General features: G+C 60.9%; 14 protein-coding genes. 7 read left to right on the top strand and 7 right to left on the bottom strand.

What is annotated here, in order from left to right:
* From J2D73_RS15635 to J2D73_RS15625, 3 genes are all read left to right on the top strand, one after another.
* A complete protein-coding gene (locus tag J2D73_RS15635) occupies window positions 1-594 on the top strand; it encodes an ANTAR domain-containing response regulator (protein ID WP_026397965.1) in 594 nt (197 codons plus the stop codon).
* Window positions 591-1,496: an ABC transporter substrate-binding protein gene (locus J2D73_RS15630; protein WP_207882742.1), complete on the top strand. Its 906-nt coding sequence runs from the start codon at window positions 591-593 to the stop codon at window positions 1,494-1,496. The genes J2D73_RS15635 and J2D73_RS15630 overlap by 4 nt, the downstream gene beginning before the upstream one ends.
* Before the next feature lie 468 nt (window positions 1,497-1,964).
* The gene (locus J2D73_RS15625) at window positions 1,965-2,591 is read left to right on the top strand and encodes a LysE family translocator (RefSeq protein ID WP_207882740.1); all 627 of its coding nucleotides are present in this window, start codon (window positions 1,965-1,967) and stop codon (window positions 2,589-2,591) included.
* A 362-nt stretch (window positions 2,592-2,953) separates the two neighbouring features.
* On the opposite strand, the gene hutG is transcribed toward J2D73_RS15625, so the two are convergent.
* Both hutG and J2D73_RS15615 read right to left on the bottom strand, forming a co-directional pair.
* On the bottom strand, window positions 2,954-3,754 hold the full coding sequence (hutG, locus tag J2D73_RS15620) for an N-formylglutamate deformylase (protein ID WP_207882739.1): 801 nt from the start codon (window positions 3,752-3,754) through the stop codon (window positions 2,954-2,956).
* 76 nt (window positions 3,755-3,830) lie between these two features.
* Window positions 3,831-5,222: a formimidoylglutamate deiminase gene (locus tag J2D73_RS15615; RefSeq protein WP_207882738.1), complete on the bottom strand. Its 1,392-nt coding sequence runs from the start codon at window positions 5,220-5,222 to the stop codon at window positions 3,831-3,833.
* Between the two features lie 143 nt (window positions 5,223-5,365).
* On the opposite strand from J2D73_RS15615, the gene hutI reads away from it, so the two are divergent.
* The 3 genes from hutI to J2D73_RS15600 are packed head-to-tail and all read left to right on the top strand — an operon-like array spanning window position 5,366 to window position 7,897.
* A complete protein-coding gene (gene hutI, locus J2D73_RS15610) occupies window positions 5,366-6,631 on the top strand; it encodes an imidazolonepropionase (RefSeq protein ID WP_207882737.1) in 1,266 nt (421 codons plus the stop codon).
* Window positions 6,621-7,382 (top strand): histidine utilization repressor, encoded by a 762-nt coding sequence (gene hutC / locus J2D73_RS15605; RefSeq protein ID WP_207882736.1) that lies wholly within the window; start codon window positions 6,621-6,623, stop codon window positions 7,380-7,382. Before hutI ends, hutC begins: the two co-directional genes overlap by 11 nt.
* A gap of 41 nt (window positions 7,383-7,423) precedes the next feature.
* The gene (locus J2D73_RS15600; protein WP_207882735.1) at window positions 7,424-7,897 is read left to right on the top strand and encodes a YbaK/EbsC family protein; all 474 of its coding nucleotides are present in this window, start codon (window positions 7,424-7,426) and stop codon (window positions 7,895-7,897) included.
* A 457-nt stretch (window positions 7,898-8,354) separates the two neighbouring features.
* Here J2D73_RS15600 and J2D73_RS15595 read toward each other — a convergent pair whose 3' ends face one another.
* Genes J2D73_RS15595 through J2D73_RS15585 form a run of 3 tightly spaced genes read right to left on the bottom strand, consistent with a single transcriptional unit; the run spans window position 8,355 to window position 10,950 of the window.
* Entirely contained in the window at window positions 8,355-9,101 is a 747-nt protein-coding gene (locus tag J2D73_RS15595; RefSeq protein ID WP_207882734.1) for a TylF/MycF/NovP-related O-methyltransferase, read from the bottom strand.
* A 29-nt stretch (window positions 9,102-9,130) separates the two neighbouring features.
* Complete coding sequence (locus J2D73_RS15590) at window positions 9,131-10,102, bottom strand: NAD(P)H-dependent glycerol-3-phosphate dehydrogenase (RefSeq protein WP_207882732.1); 972 nt, start codon at window positions 10,100-10,102, stop codon at window positions 9,131-9,133.
* The gene (locus tag J2D73_RS15585) at window positions 10,099-10,950 is read right to left on the bottom strand and encodes a 23S rRNA (adenine(2030)-N(6))-methyltransferase RlmJ (protein WP_207882730.1); all 852 of its coding nucleotides are present in this window, start codon (window positions 10,948-10,950) and stop codon (window positions 10,099-10,101) included. The genes J2D73_RS15590 and J2D73_RS15585 overlap by 4 nt, the downstream gene beginning before the upstream one ends.
* Before the next feature lie 296 nt (window positions 10,951-11,246).
* On the opposite strand from J2D73_RS15585, the gene J2D73_RS15580 reads away from it, so the two are divergent.
* Entirely contained in the window at window positions 11,247-12,074 is an 828-nt protein-coding gene (locus J2D73_RS15580; protein WP_207882728.1) for an aldo/keto reductase, read from the top strand.
* Window positions 12,075-12,292: 218 nt separating this feature from the next.
* Here the strand turns inward: J2D73_RS15580 and alr are convergent, their stop codons facing one another.
* Together alr and J2D73_RS15570 are read right to left on the bottom strand one after the other, a co-directional pair.
* On the bottom strand, window positions 12,293-13,417 hold the full coding sequence (gene alr, locus J2D73_RS15575; RefSeq protein ID WP_207882726.1) for an alanine racemase: 1,125 nt from the start codon (window positions 13,415-13,417) through the stop codon (window positions 12,293-12,295).
* Between the two features lie 149 nt (window positions 13,418-13,566).
* A complete protein-coding gene (locus tag J2D73_RS15570; protein WP_207882724.1) occupies window positions 13,567-14,586 on the bottom strand; it encodes an NAD(P)/FAD-dependent oxidoreductase in 1,020 nt (339 codons plus the stop codon).
* Window positions 14,587-14,654: the final 68 nt, after the last annotated feature.

The following is a 14,654-nucleotide window of genomic DNA, read 5'->3' as shown; positions in this document are numbered from 1 at the left end:
GTGCGCGTGCTTCTTGCCGATGAAAACTCCCGACGCGTTAATGCGCTCTCCGATCTGCTCGCGGCCGATGCCTCGCTCACCCTCATCCGTCTGAGCGCAGGTACGGCGCTGATCGACGCCGTGCGGGAATTTCAGCCCGATATCGTGCTCGTCGATCTGGCGCGGCCTGACCGCGATGCACTCGACGGCGTGCGCGCTCTGTCCGGATCTGACATGGAACGGCCAGTGGCGCTGTTCGTCGATGAGGACGATGAGCATCTGATGGAAGACGCCTTCGAAGCTGGCGTATGCTCCTATAATGTCATCGATACGCCACCCCGCGACGTCAAGCCGCTGCTTCGAGCGGCGATTTCACTTTACGCGCGCTTTCGGCGCACACAGCGCGCGCTCGATACGGCGCAGAAAACGCTTTCCGAACGTGATCTGGTTGATCGCGCCAAAAAGCTTTTCATGAAAAACGAGCGTTGCGGCGAAGCCGAGGCATACCGCTGGTTTCGACGGCAGGCGATGCGTGAAGCCCGTAAGATTGTTGACGTCTGCGCAAGTTACCTCGACGCGCAGGCGCCCGCCGCCGAGGACACCAGTAAAAAATGACCGCATCCATTCGCATAGGCCTGCTCCGTCTCGCCGACAGCGCGCCCGTCCTCGTGGCTGAGCATCTCGGGTATTTCCGCCGCAACGGGCTCGATGTCTCTATCAGGGTTGAACCATCCTGGTCGAATATCGCCGACGGTCTTGCCTGGAACCGTCTGGACGCAGCCGTCGTTTTCCCGCCGCTTGCGATCATGACCGCATTGGGACGACGCGGAAGACCTGTCGCACTAAACCCTCTCATGGTCTTGTCGAAGGGTGGAAATACCATCGTTTTGCGCAAGAGCATTATGGAGGCGGAGCCGGGCGGGACGCCCCCCAGGCTTGCGGTCGTGCATCCGTACTCGACCCATTTTCTTCTTCTGCGTCGCTATTTGGCGACGAAGTCCGAGACGCCTGACAGCTTTGCACAAATCGTTGCTATGCCGCCCGATACTATGCTGGACGCGTTGCGGGACGGCGGCATCGATGGATTCTGCGCCGGACCGCCTTGGGGCGCTGCCGCTGAACATGAAGGTATTGGCGGGATTGTCGCCGGATCATCCTCAATCTGGCCGGGGCATGTCGAAAAAACTCTTGTGACGACTCGATCATGGAGCGTGACGAACCCGTCGGCCTCTGAATTACTTGTTAATGCTCTTCGCGATGCCATTACTTTCTGCAACGGGATTGAGAATCGAGAAACGCTTCTGCGCCTTCTTTCAGCGCCAATCAAGGAAGGTGGTCTTGCTCTTCCTGCGGGCGCGACACGCGAAATTCTGCCGGGTGCGAGCAATAAGGATAGTATGGTTTTCGGTGGTGAGAATGCGATGGCGCTCGAATTGATGTTGGATGAAATGATTTCTCTTAAATGGGTGAATTCCGTTGAACTCTCTGGATTGAATTTTTTTGAAAAACAAAAATAATCGTACGATTTTTTATAAATTTTCTGATGAAATTTTAATTACGTAATCTGTGGCGGAGTGTTATTTCGGAAAGGCAGTGTGACATCTCGCTGTCACGGACAAAAACGACTCACGGTCAGTTCGTGACCAGCGTCATCATCCGGACGATCAAAGGCATACCGACGACGCACGGGAGAGTAATCCCAAGCGGCGCCTGGATGTGAATAAATGCCTGCTGTCCACTATGGCGAATGCAGATCGCAATGCTGGGCGACCGCCATGTAGACGACTGTCAGTTGGTGTTTCTCCGTCTTCGCGGCGTTCGTTTTTCGTTTGGAGCAAAGATATCAGCCTGTCTGCGGATGGTGCGGCATGTAGCAATGATCGCCGCCCCGGAGATTAAGGGGAGTGCGTGATTTCAAAGCGCGCTCTGGCGAACTTCAGGCGGGAAGTCGTGTAGGTCCCTGATCGATGTGGTAGGAAAACGGCATGATCGATTTCTCTCTTCTTTTAGCCTTCGTTCTGGCGGCGTCCATCCTGAGCCTCACGCCGGGTGTGGACACGGCGATGGTGTTGCGTTCGGCGACTGTCGATGGACGACGTCCAGCGATTCTTGCCGCGATCGGCATTGCGCTTGGGTGTGTGATGTGGGGTGCGGCAGTGGCTCTCGGGCTTGGCACATTGCTGCGCGCTTCCTATCTGGCCTACACGATGGTGAAAATCGCCGGAGCGGCCTACCTTATTTGGCTTGGCGGTAAGCTCTTGTTGAAACCGAGGGCAGCCTTGCGGACAGAAGATCAGTCTCCGGCGCCGGGCGGATCTGGCGCGTTCTGGCGTGGTTTCCTGACCAATCTGCTCAATCCCAAGGTGGGTGTATTCTATGTCACGCTCCTGCCGCAGTTCGTGCCAGCTGGCGCGCCGGTGGCGGGATACATATTCTTTCTGGCTTGCATCCACGTCGCCATAACGCTCGCCTGGTTTGCGGCCCTGATCACCGCCACTGCGCCGCTTGGTCGCTTTCTGCGCCAACCTGAGGCTGTCCGGGCGCTTGATCGCATTACGGGTCTGGTATTCATCGCCTTTGGGCTCAAGCTGGCGACTTCGCGAGTCTCCTGATTGTAAGCGTTGTCGACCCACGCTCACTAAAGCCGATATTTTGTCAGGATGCTTCCAGACTGGCGTGGTGGTGGTTTCAATTGAGCCGCCGCTCTTTGGCGACGCTGCTACGCCAGCGATACGGCTATGGTTCGGACGGTAACGTCGGGCGCACTCCATTTGCGTCCGGTGTCCTGAATGCAGGAAAGTTGCTCCTACAGCCGGTTAGGAGCGCGAAGCCGTCTGCTTGCAACGTGCCAGGGGCGGTCAGCCCCTCAAACCTCCCCCCCAACACCTCTTCGTGTTGACTTCATAGCGCTGGACGGCCCCGAGACATTGTGACCGATCATCCGGACGAACGGGTCCCCAGCGCCGCGCGAGGCTTATCCCTCTGGCGTCCATGAGAGCAATGTGTCGAGCAGCCCGTTGATAGCGTCCCGCAGACGCGCGCTTTTCGTCGCATCCGCAGGCCATGGGTCATCCTCACTGGCCAGATAGATCGATTGCGCGATTTCCAGCTGGACAGCATGCACGCCCGTCCCTGGCGTGCCGTAATGACGCGTTGTGTAGCCTCCACGAAACCGCCCGTTCAGAACATGCGTGTAATCGGGCGACATTCCGACCTGCTCCATCACGGCATTCGACAAGGAGGCTGCGCAGGACGCGCCGCTATTGGTGCCAACGTTCAGGTCCGGCAGCACGCCCTCGAACAGTCGTTCAACCTGCGAACGGATCGAATGCGCGTCCCACAGGATCGCCCACCCATGTTTTGCTCTCAGCCGTTTGAGTTCCGCAGTAACGGCGTCATGGTAGGGGCGCCAGTAAGCCCCCGTTCGTTGCGCGATTTCTTCCCCGCCGGGCGCCTCTCCTTCGAGATAGATCGGAGTCCCGTCGAAGGTCAGATGTGGCGCAAGGCCGGTGCTCGGTCGTCCAGGATAGAGCGCCGCATCATCGGCGCCGCGATTCAGATCGACGACATATCGCGAGTAATGGGCGGTAAGGACGCCGACCCCACGCAACGCTGCTCCGGTGTAGAGATCCGGCATGTACCAGTCCGTGTCAGGAAGGCGCAGTCCGCGCGCCGTCATGCGGGCCTCCATGCCCGGCGCGAGGGCCGTACCCGCATGTGGGATGGTGACCAGAACGGGGCTTGAGCCCGGCGTCAGCGTGAAGACTGGAGGCATGGTCTTGTTGCTCCCGATTCTTTCAGAGGGTATAAATTTGTTTTCTCAATTTGAGTAAAACCTGCGGCCCCTTGCGTCACTCTTCCAGCAACGCGGCGGCGGTCATGTTAAAGCGTTCCCGCGCAGCGTCCTGCAGAGGGTGGCGCCCGTCACACACCCGCCACTCTCCAGCGCACATGACATCACGGATCGGTAAGGCCGTTCCCGCGAAAATCGCGGCGTCGAGGATCGCGTCTCCCGTCAGTCCGGGAAGCGACAGCCGCGCAGCGTCGAGTGTGCAGAGATCTGCTCTTGCGCCGACTGTGATTCCCCAGAGCGTATCGCCGCCCGCGAGAAGCCCGCAGGCCTGCGCGCCGCCTTGCGCCGCCGCCCGATAGAGTGCTGCGCCTGTCGAACCGACCTCGCCTTCCGGCAGGCCGAGGCAGCGCTGTCGCCGACTGAGTCTCTGTCCGTATTCGAGCAGGCGCAGTTCTTCGCCTGGGCTGATCAGCACGTTGCTGTCTGACCCCACGCCCCACGCGCCCTTGCGTGCGATGTAATCCTGAAACGGGAAAAATCCATCACCCAGATTGGCTTCCGTGATCGGGCACAATCCGGCGACGGCGCGACTGTCTGCGGCTCGCGCGGTCTCCTCGGCGTCCATATGGGTTGCATGGACAAGGCACCACCGATCATCCACAGGCGCGTTGTCGAGCAGGTAGGAGACCGGGCGCGCGCCTGTCGACGCGAGACATTCGTCCACTTCACGCGTCTGCTCTGCGACGTGGATATGGACCGGGCCGCTATGGACATGCCGTTCTGTAAGGCGTGCCGCGTCAGCGATATCGACGGCGCGCAGGGAATGCAGGCCGAGCCCGACAGTAAGACGACTGTCTCCCACCGTGTCTGCCGCCCGTTCGGCAATCTCCATGATGGTCTCCGCGCTGGTCGCGAAACGGCGCTGGTCGCTCTGTAGCCCAGACGCTCCGAAACCGGAGCGGGCGTATAGCGTGGGAAGCAGCGTCAGCCCGATCCCGGCATCCTGCGCCGCAGCGATCAACTGGACGGACATCTCGGCAGGGTTCGCGTATGGCGCGCCGTCGGGCGCGTGGTGCAGGTAGTGGAATTCAGCGACCTGCGTATACCCGGCGCGAAGCATCTCGATATACAGATGTGTCGCAATGGTTCGCATGTCGCCAGGGCTGATCCGCAGCGCCAGACGATACATCAACATGCGCCACGTCCAGAACGTATCCGCCGGATTCTGACGGCGCTCGGTCAGGCCAGCCATGGCGCGCTGGAACGCGTGAGAATGCAGGTTGGGCGTCGACGGAATCGCGACATCCGCCCGCCAGTCGACGCCATCGGGCGTCGCGTCAGGCGCGATATGTACAAAACGCCCGCTTTCGTCCGTCGCGATCCGCACGTTGCAACGCCATCCTTGGGGGAGGAGGGCTTGTTTTACGAATCCGATGCGGGTTTGCGTCATGCCGGTGCGTCCGCTTTTTCTGTCGTTGCGTAAACGCACCATAGCGGCTTTGATGGGGTTGTATAGACTTACCTAGAGTTTTACCGAAGACGTTCCATGCGCATGGTGTATCGCGCAAGGGCTTTGTAAACAGGATGACGACGATGTGGGACAGGCTCTGGATTGGCGTTCATCTCGCGACGCTCGACCCGACGGCGACCCAGGATGTTTATGGCTGCATACGCGACGGCGCGATTGCGTCGCGCGACGGGCGGATTGTCTGGCTCGGGCGGCGACAGGACTTGCCGGATGCGCCTGAATCTCTGGCGCGTGAGGTCATCACCTGCAGTGTCGGAATTCACGCCGAAGATCCGGTCGGGGCGCGTATGCCGTGGGTGACGCCAGGCCTCATCGACGCGCACACACATCTTGTTTTTGCCGGAGATCGCAGTGCGGAATTCGAACAACGCCTGAATGGCGTGAGCTATGAGGAAATCGCCCGGTCTGGCGGTGGCATCGCGTCAACTGTGCGCGCCACGCGAGCTGCGAGCGAAGAGGAGCTGCTGGAAATCGCGCTTCGCCGCACGCAGGTGATGATCGCCGCCGGAACCACGACAATTGAGATCAAGTCCGGATATGGACTGACGCTGGCGGACGAGGTCAAGCAGTTGCGTGTGGCGCGCGCAGTCGGCGAAAGGTTGCCGGTGCGCGTGCATACGACCTTCCTCGGCGCCCACGCCTTGCCGCCGGAATTCGCCGGACGGCAAGACGATTACGTCACGCATCTGATTGAAGATATGTTGCCTGAAATCGCGAGGCTCGGTCTCGCTGACAGCGTGGACGCATTCTGCGAGAGCATCGCCTTCACGGCGCCGCAGGTGGATCGGCTGTTTGCCGCCGCGCGCGAGCTCGGCTTGCCGGTCCGGCTGCATGCGGACCAATTGTCCGATGGTGGCGGGGCGTCGCTGGCGGCGAAGTATCGCGCGCTCTCGGCTGATCACGTCGAATATGTAGGGGAGGAGGGCGCCGCCGCATTGGCGGAGGCTGGGACGGTCGCCATGCTGCTGCCCGGCGCGTTCTACTTCATCCGTGAAACGCAGGCGCCGCCTGTCGATCTTTTCCGGCGTTACGGCGTGCCGATGGGGCTGGCCACAGACTGCAACCCCGGCACGTCGCCATTGTCCAGCCTGACGGCGACGATGAATCTCGCCTCCGTGTTGTTCAGGTTGACGCCGGAGGAAGCTCTGAAAGCCGTGACCCGGATCGCAGCACAGGCGCTTGGCATGTCTGGCGATATCGGTGTTCTTTCCACAGGCAGCTTCGCGGACTTCGCGCTCTGGGACGTGACTGGTCCACATGAACTGTCCTACTGGATCGGTGGCGTGGCCCCCATCGCACGCGTTTTTGGAGGCGTTCCCGATGGCGTCTGATACGGACACCCTTCCGCGTCGCACCGTGTCGCCGGACCTGACTGCTTCGCGCCCGGCTTCCCGCTACGAACAGGTGAAGCACTACATCACCGAGCGGATCGCTTCGGGCGAGTGGGGCGTCGGTTCGCGCCTGCCATCTGAAAATGAACTGGTGGAAACGCTCGGCGTCTCCCGGATGACCGTGCATCGCGCCCTGCGTGAACTCATGGGTGAGGGGATCGTCACGCGCGCCCAGGGCGTGGGCACATTTGTCGCCCGACCGGCGCCAAGGGCGGAGGTGCTTGAGCTTCGTGACATCGCCGACGATATCCAGGCGGGCGGGGGGCGACACCGATCGCGCGTCGTATTGCTGGAGACGATCCGCGCTGATGGGCATCTCGCCCTCGCTTTTGACCAGCGGCCGGGCGTCAAGCTGTTCCACTCGGTGCTGATCCATTACGAGGACGACACGCCCTTGCAGATTGAGGAGCGTTTTGTGTCTCCGCATTTCGCGCCGGACTATCTCGATCAGGATTTCGCCACGACCCATCCTCATCGGTATCTGTTTCAGATCTCGCCTCCGCACGAGGTCGAGCACGTCATCTTCGCCGTGACGCCGGAAGCGGATCAGCAAGCCCTCCTTGAACTCGACGGTCCAGAAGCGTGCCTGCAACTGGTGCGCCGAACCTGGGTCGATGGACGCGTGGTGATGCGTGGCGTGTTCACGTATCCTGGCAGCCGCTACAGTTTTGGCGGACGACGGCAGACCTAAGCCGCAACGTCGTCATCAGGCAATCAGGGAGATTCCGGCATATGAGTCTTGAGTCCGTTCGCGCCTTCTTCGCCGAACATGCGCCCGACATCGCGCCCGTCGTGATGGAGGCGAGCACGGCGACCGTGTCGGAGGCCGCGCAGACGCTCGGCGTGGAAGACGGGCAGATTGCCAAGACGCTGGCGATAAAGGTCGGCGAAGAACGCCTGCTTGTCGTCATGGCGGGCACGGGCCGTCTGGACAATCGCAAGACCAAGGCCGCGTTCGGCGACCGTCCTCGCATGCTTCCGCCCGATGAGGTGCTTGAGTTGACCAGTCACCCTGTTGGCGGCGTCTGCCCTTTTGGCCTGCCGCAACCCTTGCGCGTATGCTGCGATATTTCGTTGCGTCGGTATGCCGAGGTCTGGCCGGCGGCGGGTTCAACCACCAGTTCGGTCTGCCTGACGCCTGAACGTCTGGCTGAGTTGGTGAACGGAGAATGGGTCGATGTGTGTCAGGCTGTCGCTGACGTGTGATCAAGGATATTTCCCGTAATAAGATTATTATTCATTATGCAGCATATAGTGGAGGTCGGGCGTCGAGCAGGCCGGACGTAGATACAGCGAACGACCTCGACCTTCCGGCGGAAAAATCATGAGGCAGAGATCTTCCTGTTTATTTCCAGAGGGAAAATGGGAGAAATTCATATCTGAAATAATATAAATGTAATTTCATGCTATATGCACAGAAAGTATTCATCTTCTGGAAATGCATTCCTCGCGGCGTTCAGCGTCGCCTTGCTTCTCGTTTACCCGATACCAAACGGGGCGATCCGACGCCCTCTCCGTTAAGAACTGCCCGCTCGAAGTTGGTTACATGCAGCTCAAGGATGTGCTGGTGGCGCTCTTCATGCAAATTGATTTATCGGCTGTCTCAGCAGGAGAAAAGCTCATTCGTTCCAAATCTGTAGTATCAAATTACGGCTCTAAACACCTAAGCCGCGACAGCGGTTGCCTCCGCCTCCGCGCTGACCATCACACGCGCATCAGCCGAGCGGATAATCATAGCCTGCGTCGTTGGTAATTCGATCACTCTCTCGGGACGGCCAGTCATGAACCGGTCAATGGCGTTCCGGACGCCGGGAATGATTGAGTAATCGTGCGTGATAAGTATGCCCCCCGGAAGCATGCGCGGATAAAAGAATTCCAGGCCTGCATAAGTCGCGCCTTCAAGATCAACATCCAGATGCACAAAGGAGAATCGCAGATTCTCCAGACCTGCGGTGCTGGCCGGAAACACGCCCTGATGAAAATGAACGCCTTTGTAGCCTGTCAACACATTCTGGACTTCGGCCAGAGTTCCTCGAAACTCGCCCTTTCGAAAAGTGCCCCTTTCTGCACCAGAAGGTTTTGGAAGGCCCGAGAAAGTGTCGAACAGATGTAGCGGCGTGGCCCCTTTCACGGAACACAGCAGACGCGCCGAACAGCCTTTATAGACCCCGAATTCAGCGAACGCGCCACCATGTTCCGCCTGCGCCTGCGCCAACGCATGCACCATAAAAGATTCATCGCCGCTGAGCAGGGAGTCCGCTTTCTTACGGCACGACTCTATAGTGTCGATAACCTGTTTCGATTTATGGCCGCGCAGCAAAGCGAGTTGAAGATGCGTCTGAACGTCGGATGACAGAAAACGGAGAACCCTGTTGCGACTTACAATCCGTCTAAGCCGTTCGTTTCGCATCCACATCCGCGTCTTTCCCCCTATCTGACTCAGGCCATGCGCCCTGCTTCGCTTCCTGTCGGTCGGGATAGCAGGCGTTCGACAACATCGGTCAAAAGACTGCGCCCTTCGACCAGATCCGCTACCGCTTCAATCACCGGAACCGCCACGTCATGCCGCTTCGCAAGAGCCAGAAGGGCGCCGGAGGTCGCTACGCCTTCGGCCACGCCTGCAGGCGAATTCAAGGCTTCCGCAAGCGTCATGCCCTTACCCAACGCGGCGCCGACACGAAAGTTGCGGGAAGCGCCCCCGGTGCAGGTGAGCAGCAGGTCGCCCACGCCTGCCAGACCCGCCAGCGTCTCCGGGCGTCCGCCCAATGCGGCGGCCAGACGCCCGATCTCGGCTAACCCGCGCGTCACCAGCGCCGCGCGCGCATTTTCGCCCAGACCTGCGCCAATCGCCGCCCCGGCTGCTATCGCGATCACGTTCTTTGCGGCGCCGCCAAGCTGCACCCCGACAATGTCGTCGCTGTCATAGAGACGAAACCGGGGCGTCGTCAGCAGATCGCCCAGAGCGCGAGAAAGACTCGCCTCCCGTGCTGCGATCACCGCCGCCGCAGGCAAACCTGCCGCGATTTCATGCGCAAAATTCGGGCCGGACAACACCGCGCCGGAAACGCCGGGGAGCGCCTCTTCAAGAATCTGAAGAGGAAACCGTAATGTTCCTGGCTCGACACCCTTGCAGCACAGGACGACCGGCGCGCCGCTGTTCAAACCGCCCAACACGGACGACAGATGCTGCATCGGAACCGCCAGGAGCACCATGTCGGCGCGCTCCGGCATCCGCCCGCTCACCGACACCGTGTCTGGCAGCGGATGTCCCGGCAGACGCGGCATGGCGCCGTTCGTCAGACGCGCCGACGGGTCGCGCGCCCAGAGATGTACCCGCCCGCCCGCCCGCGCGGCCTGCAAAGCCAGCGCCAGCCCCCACGACCCGGCGCCGATTACAGCGATATGCTTCATTCCGGCGCGACCCACTCAACCTTCGCCTGCGTCTCTCCGTCACCCAGATGGCGGCAAAGCGGCTCAAGCATACTGCGCGCTTCCTCGTCGAACTGATAGGGCGGCTGCACCACCAAGAGCCCACACCCGTTGAGACGCGACGGGTCCAGCGGCGGCCGCAGGGTGAACTCCACATTCAACACGTCGCGCAACCCCGCATCCCGGATCGCATCCAGAAACGCCCGGACCGGCGCGCCATGCTTGATCGGATACCACGCGGCCACCATGCCGGTGGAAAAGCGCGTGCGCGCCTGCGTCACCGCCTGCGCCAGCCGTGCGAACTCATCGGTTCGTTCGAACGGGGGGTCGATCAGCGTCAACCCGCGTCTGGCCTGCCTTGGCGGCAACAGGGCGCCGATCGCCTCATACCCGTCGCGATGATGAACCGACACATTCGCCTTGTTCCGAAACAGGCGCCGCAACACCGTCTGATCTTCCGGATGCAGTTCACAGCAGACAAGTTCGTCCTGCGGGCGGAGCAGGCGCGCGACCAGTTCCGGCGAGCCCGGATAATGAAACGCGCCTTCCTCCGGCCTCAAACTGGCCCGCACCATATCCAGCCAGGGGCGCAGCGGCGCCAGTTCCGGTGCGTCTTCCGGAATGTCCAGCAGACGTCCGATCCCATCCCGCCATTCGCCCGTGGCTTCCGCCTGAACGCCCGCAAGATCGTACCCGCCAATCCCGGCATGGGTGTCCAGAACCGCAAATAGCGTAGCCTTGCGGGTCAGAGAGCCAACCAGCGCGGTCAACAGGGCGTGCTTCATGCAATCGGCGAAGTTGCCAGCGTGGTAAGCGTGTCTGTAGTTCACTGAGAAGTCACCATAACGTGTTGTTTTGATTAAAATTTACCGTGAGCGGTGTCAATTTGATTAACCGCATACTACACAAAACCAACATTCCAGTCGTCAATGAAATCAATCGCTTAAAGATTTGCAGTTTTTTTCATCCGCATAATACCCACATACTCAAGTGTGCTCCCTCCACAGCCCCATGATCGAGAATCCACGAGCGCTTGCCCCTCCGACTCTTGGGGCCCTACAAATGCACCAAAGCCTTGGGGCCACTGGTCGTCGTTCACGACGCTTGAAAAATGAGGTTGAATTTCATGGTGATTTCTCCAACCCTTCGCCTTCTGAACGGCGTGGAAATGCCCCAGTTCGGTCTGGGAACCTGGCCGATGGACGATGCACAGGCCGCTACCGCCGTCAGTCAGGCGATTGACGCTGGCTATCGCCTTTTCGACACGGCCGAGAACTACCGCAACGAAAGAGGCGTCGGAGAGGGCGTTCGACGCGGCTCCGCGCCGCGCGCTGAAATCTTCGTCACCACGAAATTCAACAAGGAGTGGCATAGCCGCGACGGCGTACGCACGGCGTGCGAAGCCAGCCTGCGCCGTCTTGGGTTGGATTACGTCGATCTGCTGCTGATCCACTGGCCCAACCCGGCGCAGGACCGCTATGTCGAGGCGTTCGAGGGCATGACGCGCCTGCTTGAGGCCGGGCTGACCCGTTCGATCGGCGTTTCGAACTTCAAACCGGCTCATCTGGCGAAACTCTTCGACGCGGGCTTTGTGCCGCACGTCAACCAGATCCAGCTCGATCCGTATCTGCGCAGGGACGATCTTGTCGCCATCCATCGCGAAAAAGGCATCGTCACGGAAACGTGGAGTCCACTGGGCCGTAATGGCGAGATCATGCATGATCCTGTCATCGGAGAAATCGCCGCCCGGATAGGCAGGACGGTCGGGCAGGTGATCCTGCGCTGGCACCTGCAGAACGGCTTCGCCACGACGCCGAAATCTGCCGATCCCGCACGGCAGAAGGAAAATCTTGACTGCGTTGCTTTCGAACTTTCGAATGAAGACATGGCGCACATCGACGGTCTGGGGCGCACTGACATGCAGCTTGTCGATGCGGATAAATCCGGGCACTGAACCAGGAGGCCGCCACGCACAAAAACTGACCGTTGCGGCAAATGTCGCAACGGTTTTTTGAAATTACCGTGATCAACAATACAACGGTGTCTATGACCCCGGTTCAGCGCGGAAATGCCTGGGGTCAAGTGTCGACGCCGCAGGCACCCGGCGCCTCAGGCAACGTTCCGGCATGGCGTTTCCGCACGATGCCGTACTATAGCATTCACAATGAAAAATCAGGATGCAGCGTGCCCCTGCGTGTAGCTCCTGTGATACCGCCCGCCAAGATCGGTAAGCAGTTCATAGCCGATCGTGCCCGCCGCGGCCGCAGCTTCGTCCAGCGAGATATGTGGGCCGATCAGATCGAACGGCGTACCCGCCGACACGGGCGAACCGCCCAGATCCGTAATGTCTACGGCGAGGGAATCCATAGACACCCGGCCAATGATCGGCAAATGCGTCTCAGAATGCGACGGCAGGACGGCGCGCCCGCGATTGGAGGCCGCGCGGTGGAAGCCGTCGCCGTAACCGATGCCAAGCAGCGCTACCCGCGTCGGGCGCGCCGCGGTGAACAGCCCGCCATAACCGACAGTTTGCCCCGTCGGGATGTCGCGCGTCTGAATCACCCGCGCCTGCAACCGCACGACGGGCCGCATGGGGTTCGGCCGTCCCGGCGTCGGGTTGACGCCATAAAGCGCCGCTCCCGGACGGACGATGTCAAAATGCCAGTCAGGACCAAGAAAAATTCCGGAAGATGCTGCAAGACTGCGGGGTAGCTCAGGAAGCAGCGCCGTCAGACGCAGGAAGGCGGCCAGCTGCGCGGCGTTCGCCGGGTGCTGCGGCTCGTCAGCGCACGCCAGATGGCTCATGACAAAAAGCGGTTTGACTCCCGCCAGCATGCCTGGATCATTGGCAACAGTCGTGACGATTTCTGCGGTCAGACCAAAGCGCGCCATGCCGGAATCAATCTGGATCACAGCGGGCAACATGCGCCCCAGACTGGCGGCGAGCGCCCGCCATTCGGCGAGCTGCTCCACGCTGTTCAGCACCGGCGTCAGCCCGGCCTCCAGAAGATCGCGCGACGTGCCCGGCGGAGGCCCGTGCAGCACGAAAATCGGAATATCCCGGCTGATCGCGGGGCGCAGAGCCACGCCCTCCGACAGGTGTGCGACGAAAAAGCGGCGACAACCGGCCTTCTCGAGCGTCGGCCCGACAGTCAGCGCGCCGAGACCGTAAGCATCGGCCTTGATCGCCGCGCCGCACTCTCCGCCCACGACGCTTTGCAGTGTCCGATAGTTTGCGGCGATTGCCGCCAGATCGATTGTCAGGGCGCCTCCCGCCCATTGCGCAGCGATGTCCATTTCAGAACGTCCTCGATACATGCGGGGTTTTGCTCCGGAGAATGGAGAGCATGAAGGCCTCTGCGCTTGTTCCGGGCGCCCGCTCAGGTAGCGCCCGCGTGTTCCGGTGAATCAGTATAAGGCGGCGACCCGCTCGCGCCACCCTCTCGTTACGAATTCGGAACGCCTTTGCTTGTCGAATATTCGAAATGCAATGCCTGCTCGGGGTGGACGATCGGATGGATCGCATGCGCCGCCATAGCGCCTTCGCTGAAACCCTGCAGGATGAGCTTCAGCTTGCCCGGATACGTCGCGACGTCGCCAATGGCGAACACGCCGGGCAGACTTGTCTCGCATGTCGAGGGCGTAACCGGAATTGTTGAGCGGATCTGGTCCATGCCCCATTGCGCGACAGGGCCAAGGTCGGTCGCCAGCCCAAAGAACGCCAGCAGATGATCAGCTTCAAGGCGGCGGCTTTCACCGTCCAGCGTCACCAGCTCCACTTCTCGCAACGCGCCGCTTTCGCCATGCAGGGCCTTGAGCTGGAACGGAGTGACTTTCTCGATCTCGCCGCGCTCCACAGCCTCGTCGAGCTGCCGCAGGCTCTCGGGCGCGGCGCGGAACTTGTCGCGGCGATGCACCAGATAAATCTTGCGCGCCAGTTCCTTCAACGAAAGCGCCCAGTCGAGGGCGGAGTCGCCCCCGCCTGCGATCACCAGCGTTTTCCCCTCGAAGTCCGCGCGACGACGGACGTAATACTGCACCGAACCTGTGTCTTCATAGGCTTCAAGCCCGTCCAGCGGTGGCCGGTTCGGACCGAACGCCCCAGCCCCGGCTGCGATGATCACGGCCTTGGCGTGGATGACGTCGCCCTTGTCCGTGCCAAGGATGAACGCCCCGCGCTGACCTTTCAGGGTTTCGACGCGGCGACCGAGCATCCGGGGAATGTTGAACGGCTCGATCTGGCGGGCGAGGGATTCGATCAGCGCAGCCCCTTCGATCGCTGGATGGGCCGGAATGTCGTAGATCGGTTTCTCGGGATAAAGCGCGGCGCACTGACCGCCGATATCGGCGAGGGCGTCGACCAGCACGCAGTCGAGCTTGAGCATCGCGCACTCGAACGCGGCGAACAGACCCGTAGGCCCGGCTCCGATGATGGCGACATCCGTCGTGATCGTCCCGTCTGTCATGTGTCGTCTCTCTCCTGCCGTGAGCGGGGGCGGCGTCAGCGCAGGGTCAGCATGACCGTAAGCGTCTG

It is taken from the genome of Acetobacter sacchari (genome assembly GCF_017377715.1).
In the GTDB taxonomy this organism is placed as follows: domain Bacteria; phylum Pseudomonadota; class Alphaproteobacteria; order Acetobacterales; family Acetobacteraceae; genus Acetobacter; species Acetobacter sacchari.
The sequence above is the reverse complement of the archived record's forward strand: the minus strand, read 5'-3'. Positions and strand labels throughout refer to the sequence as shown.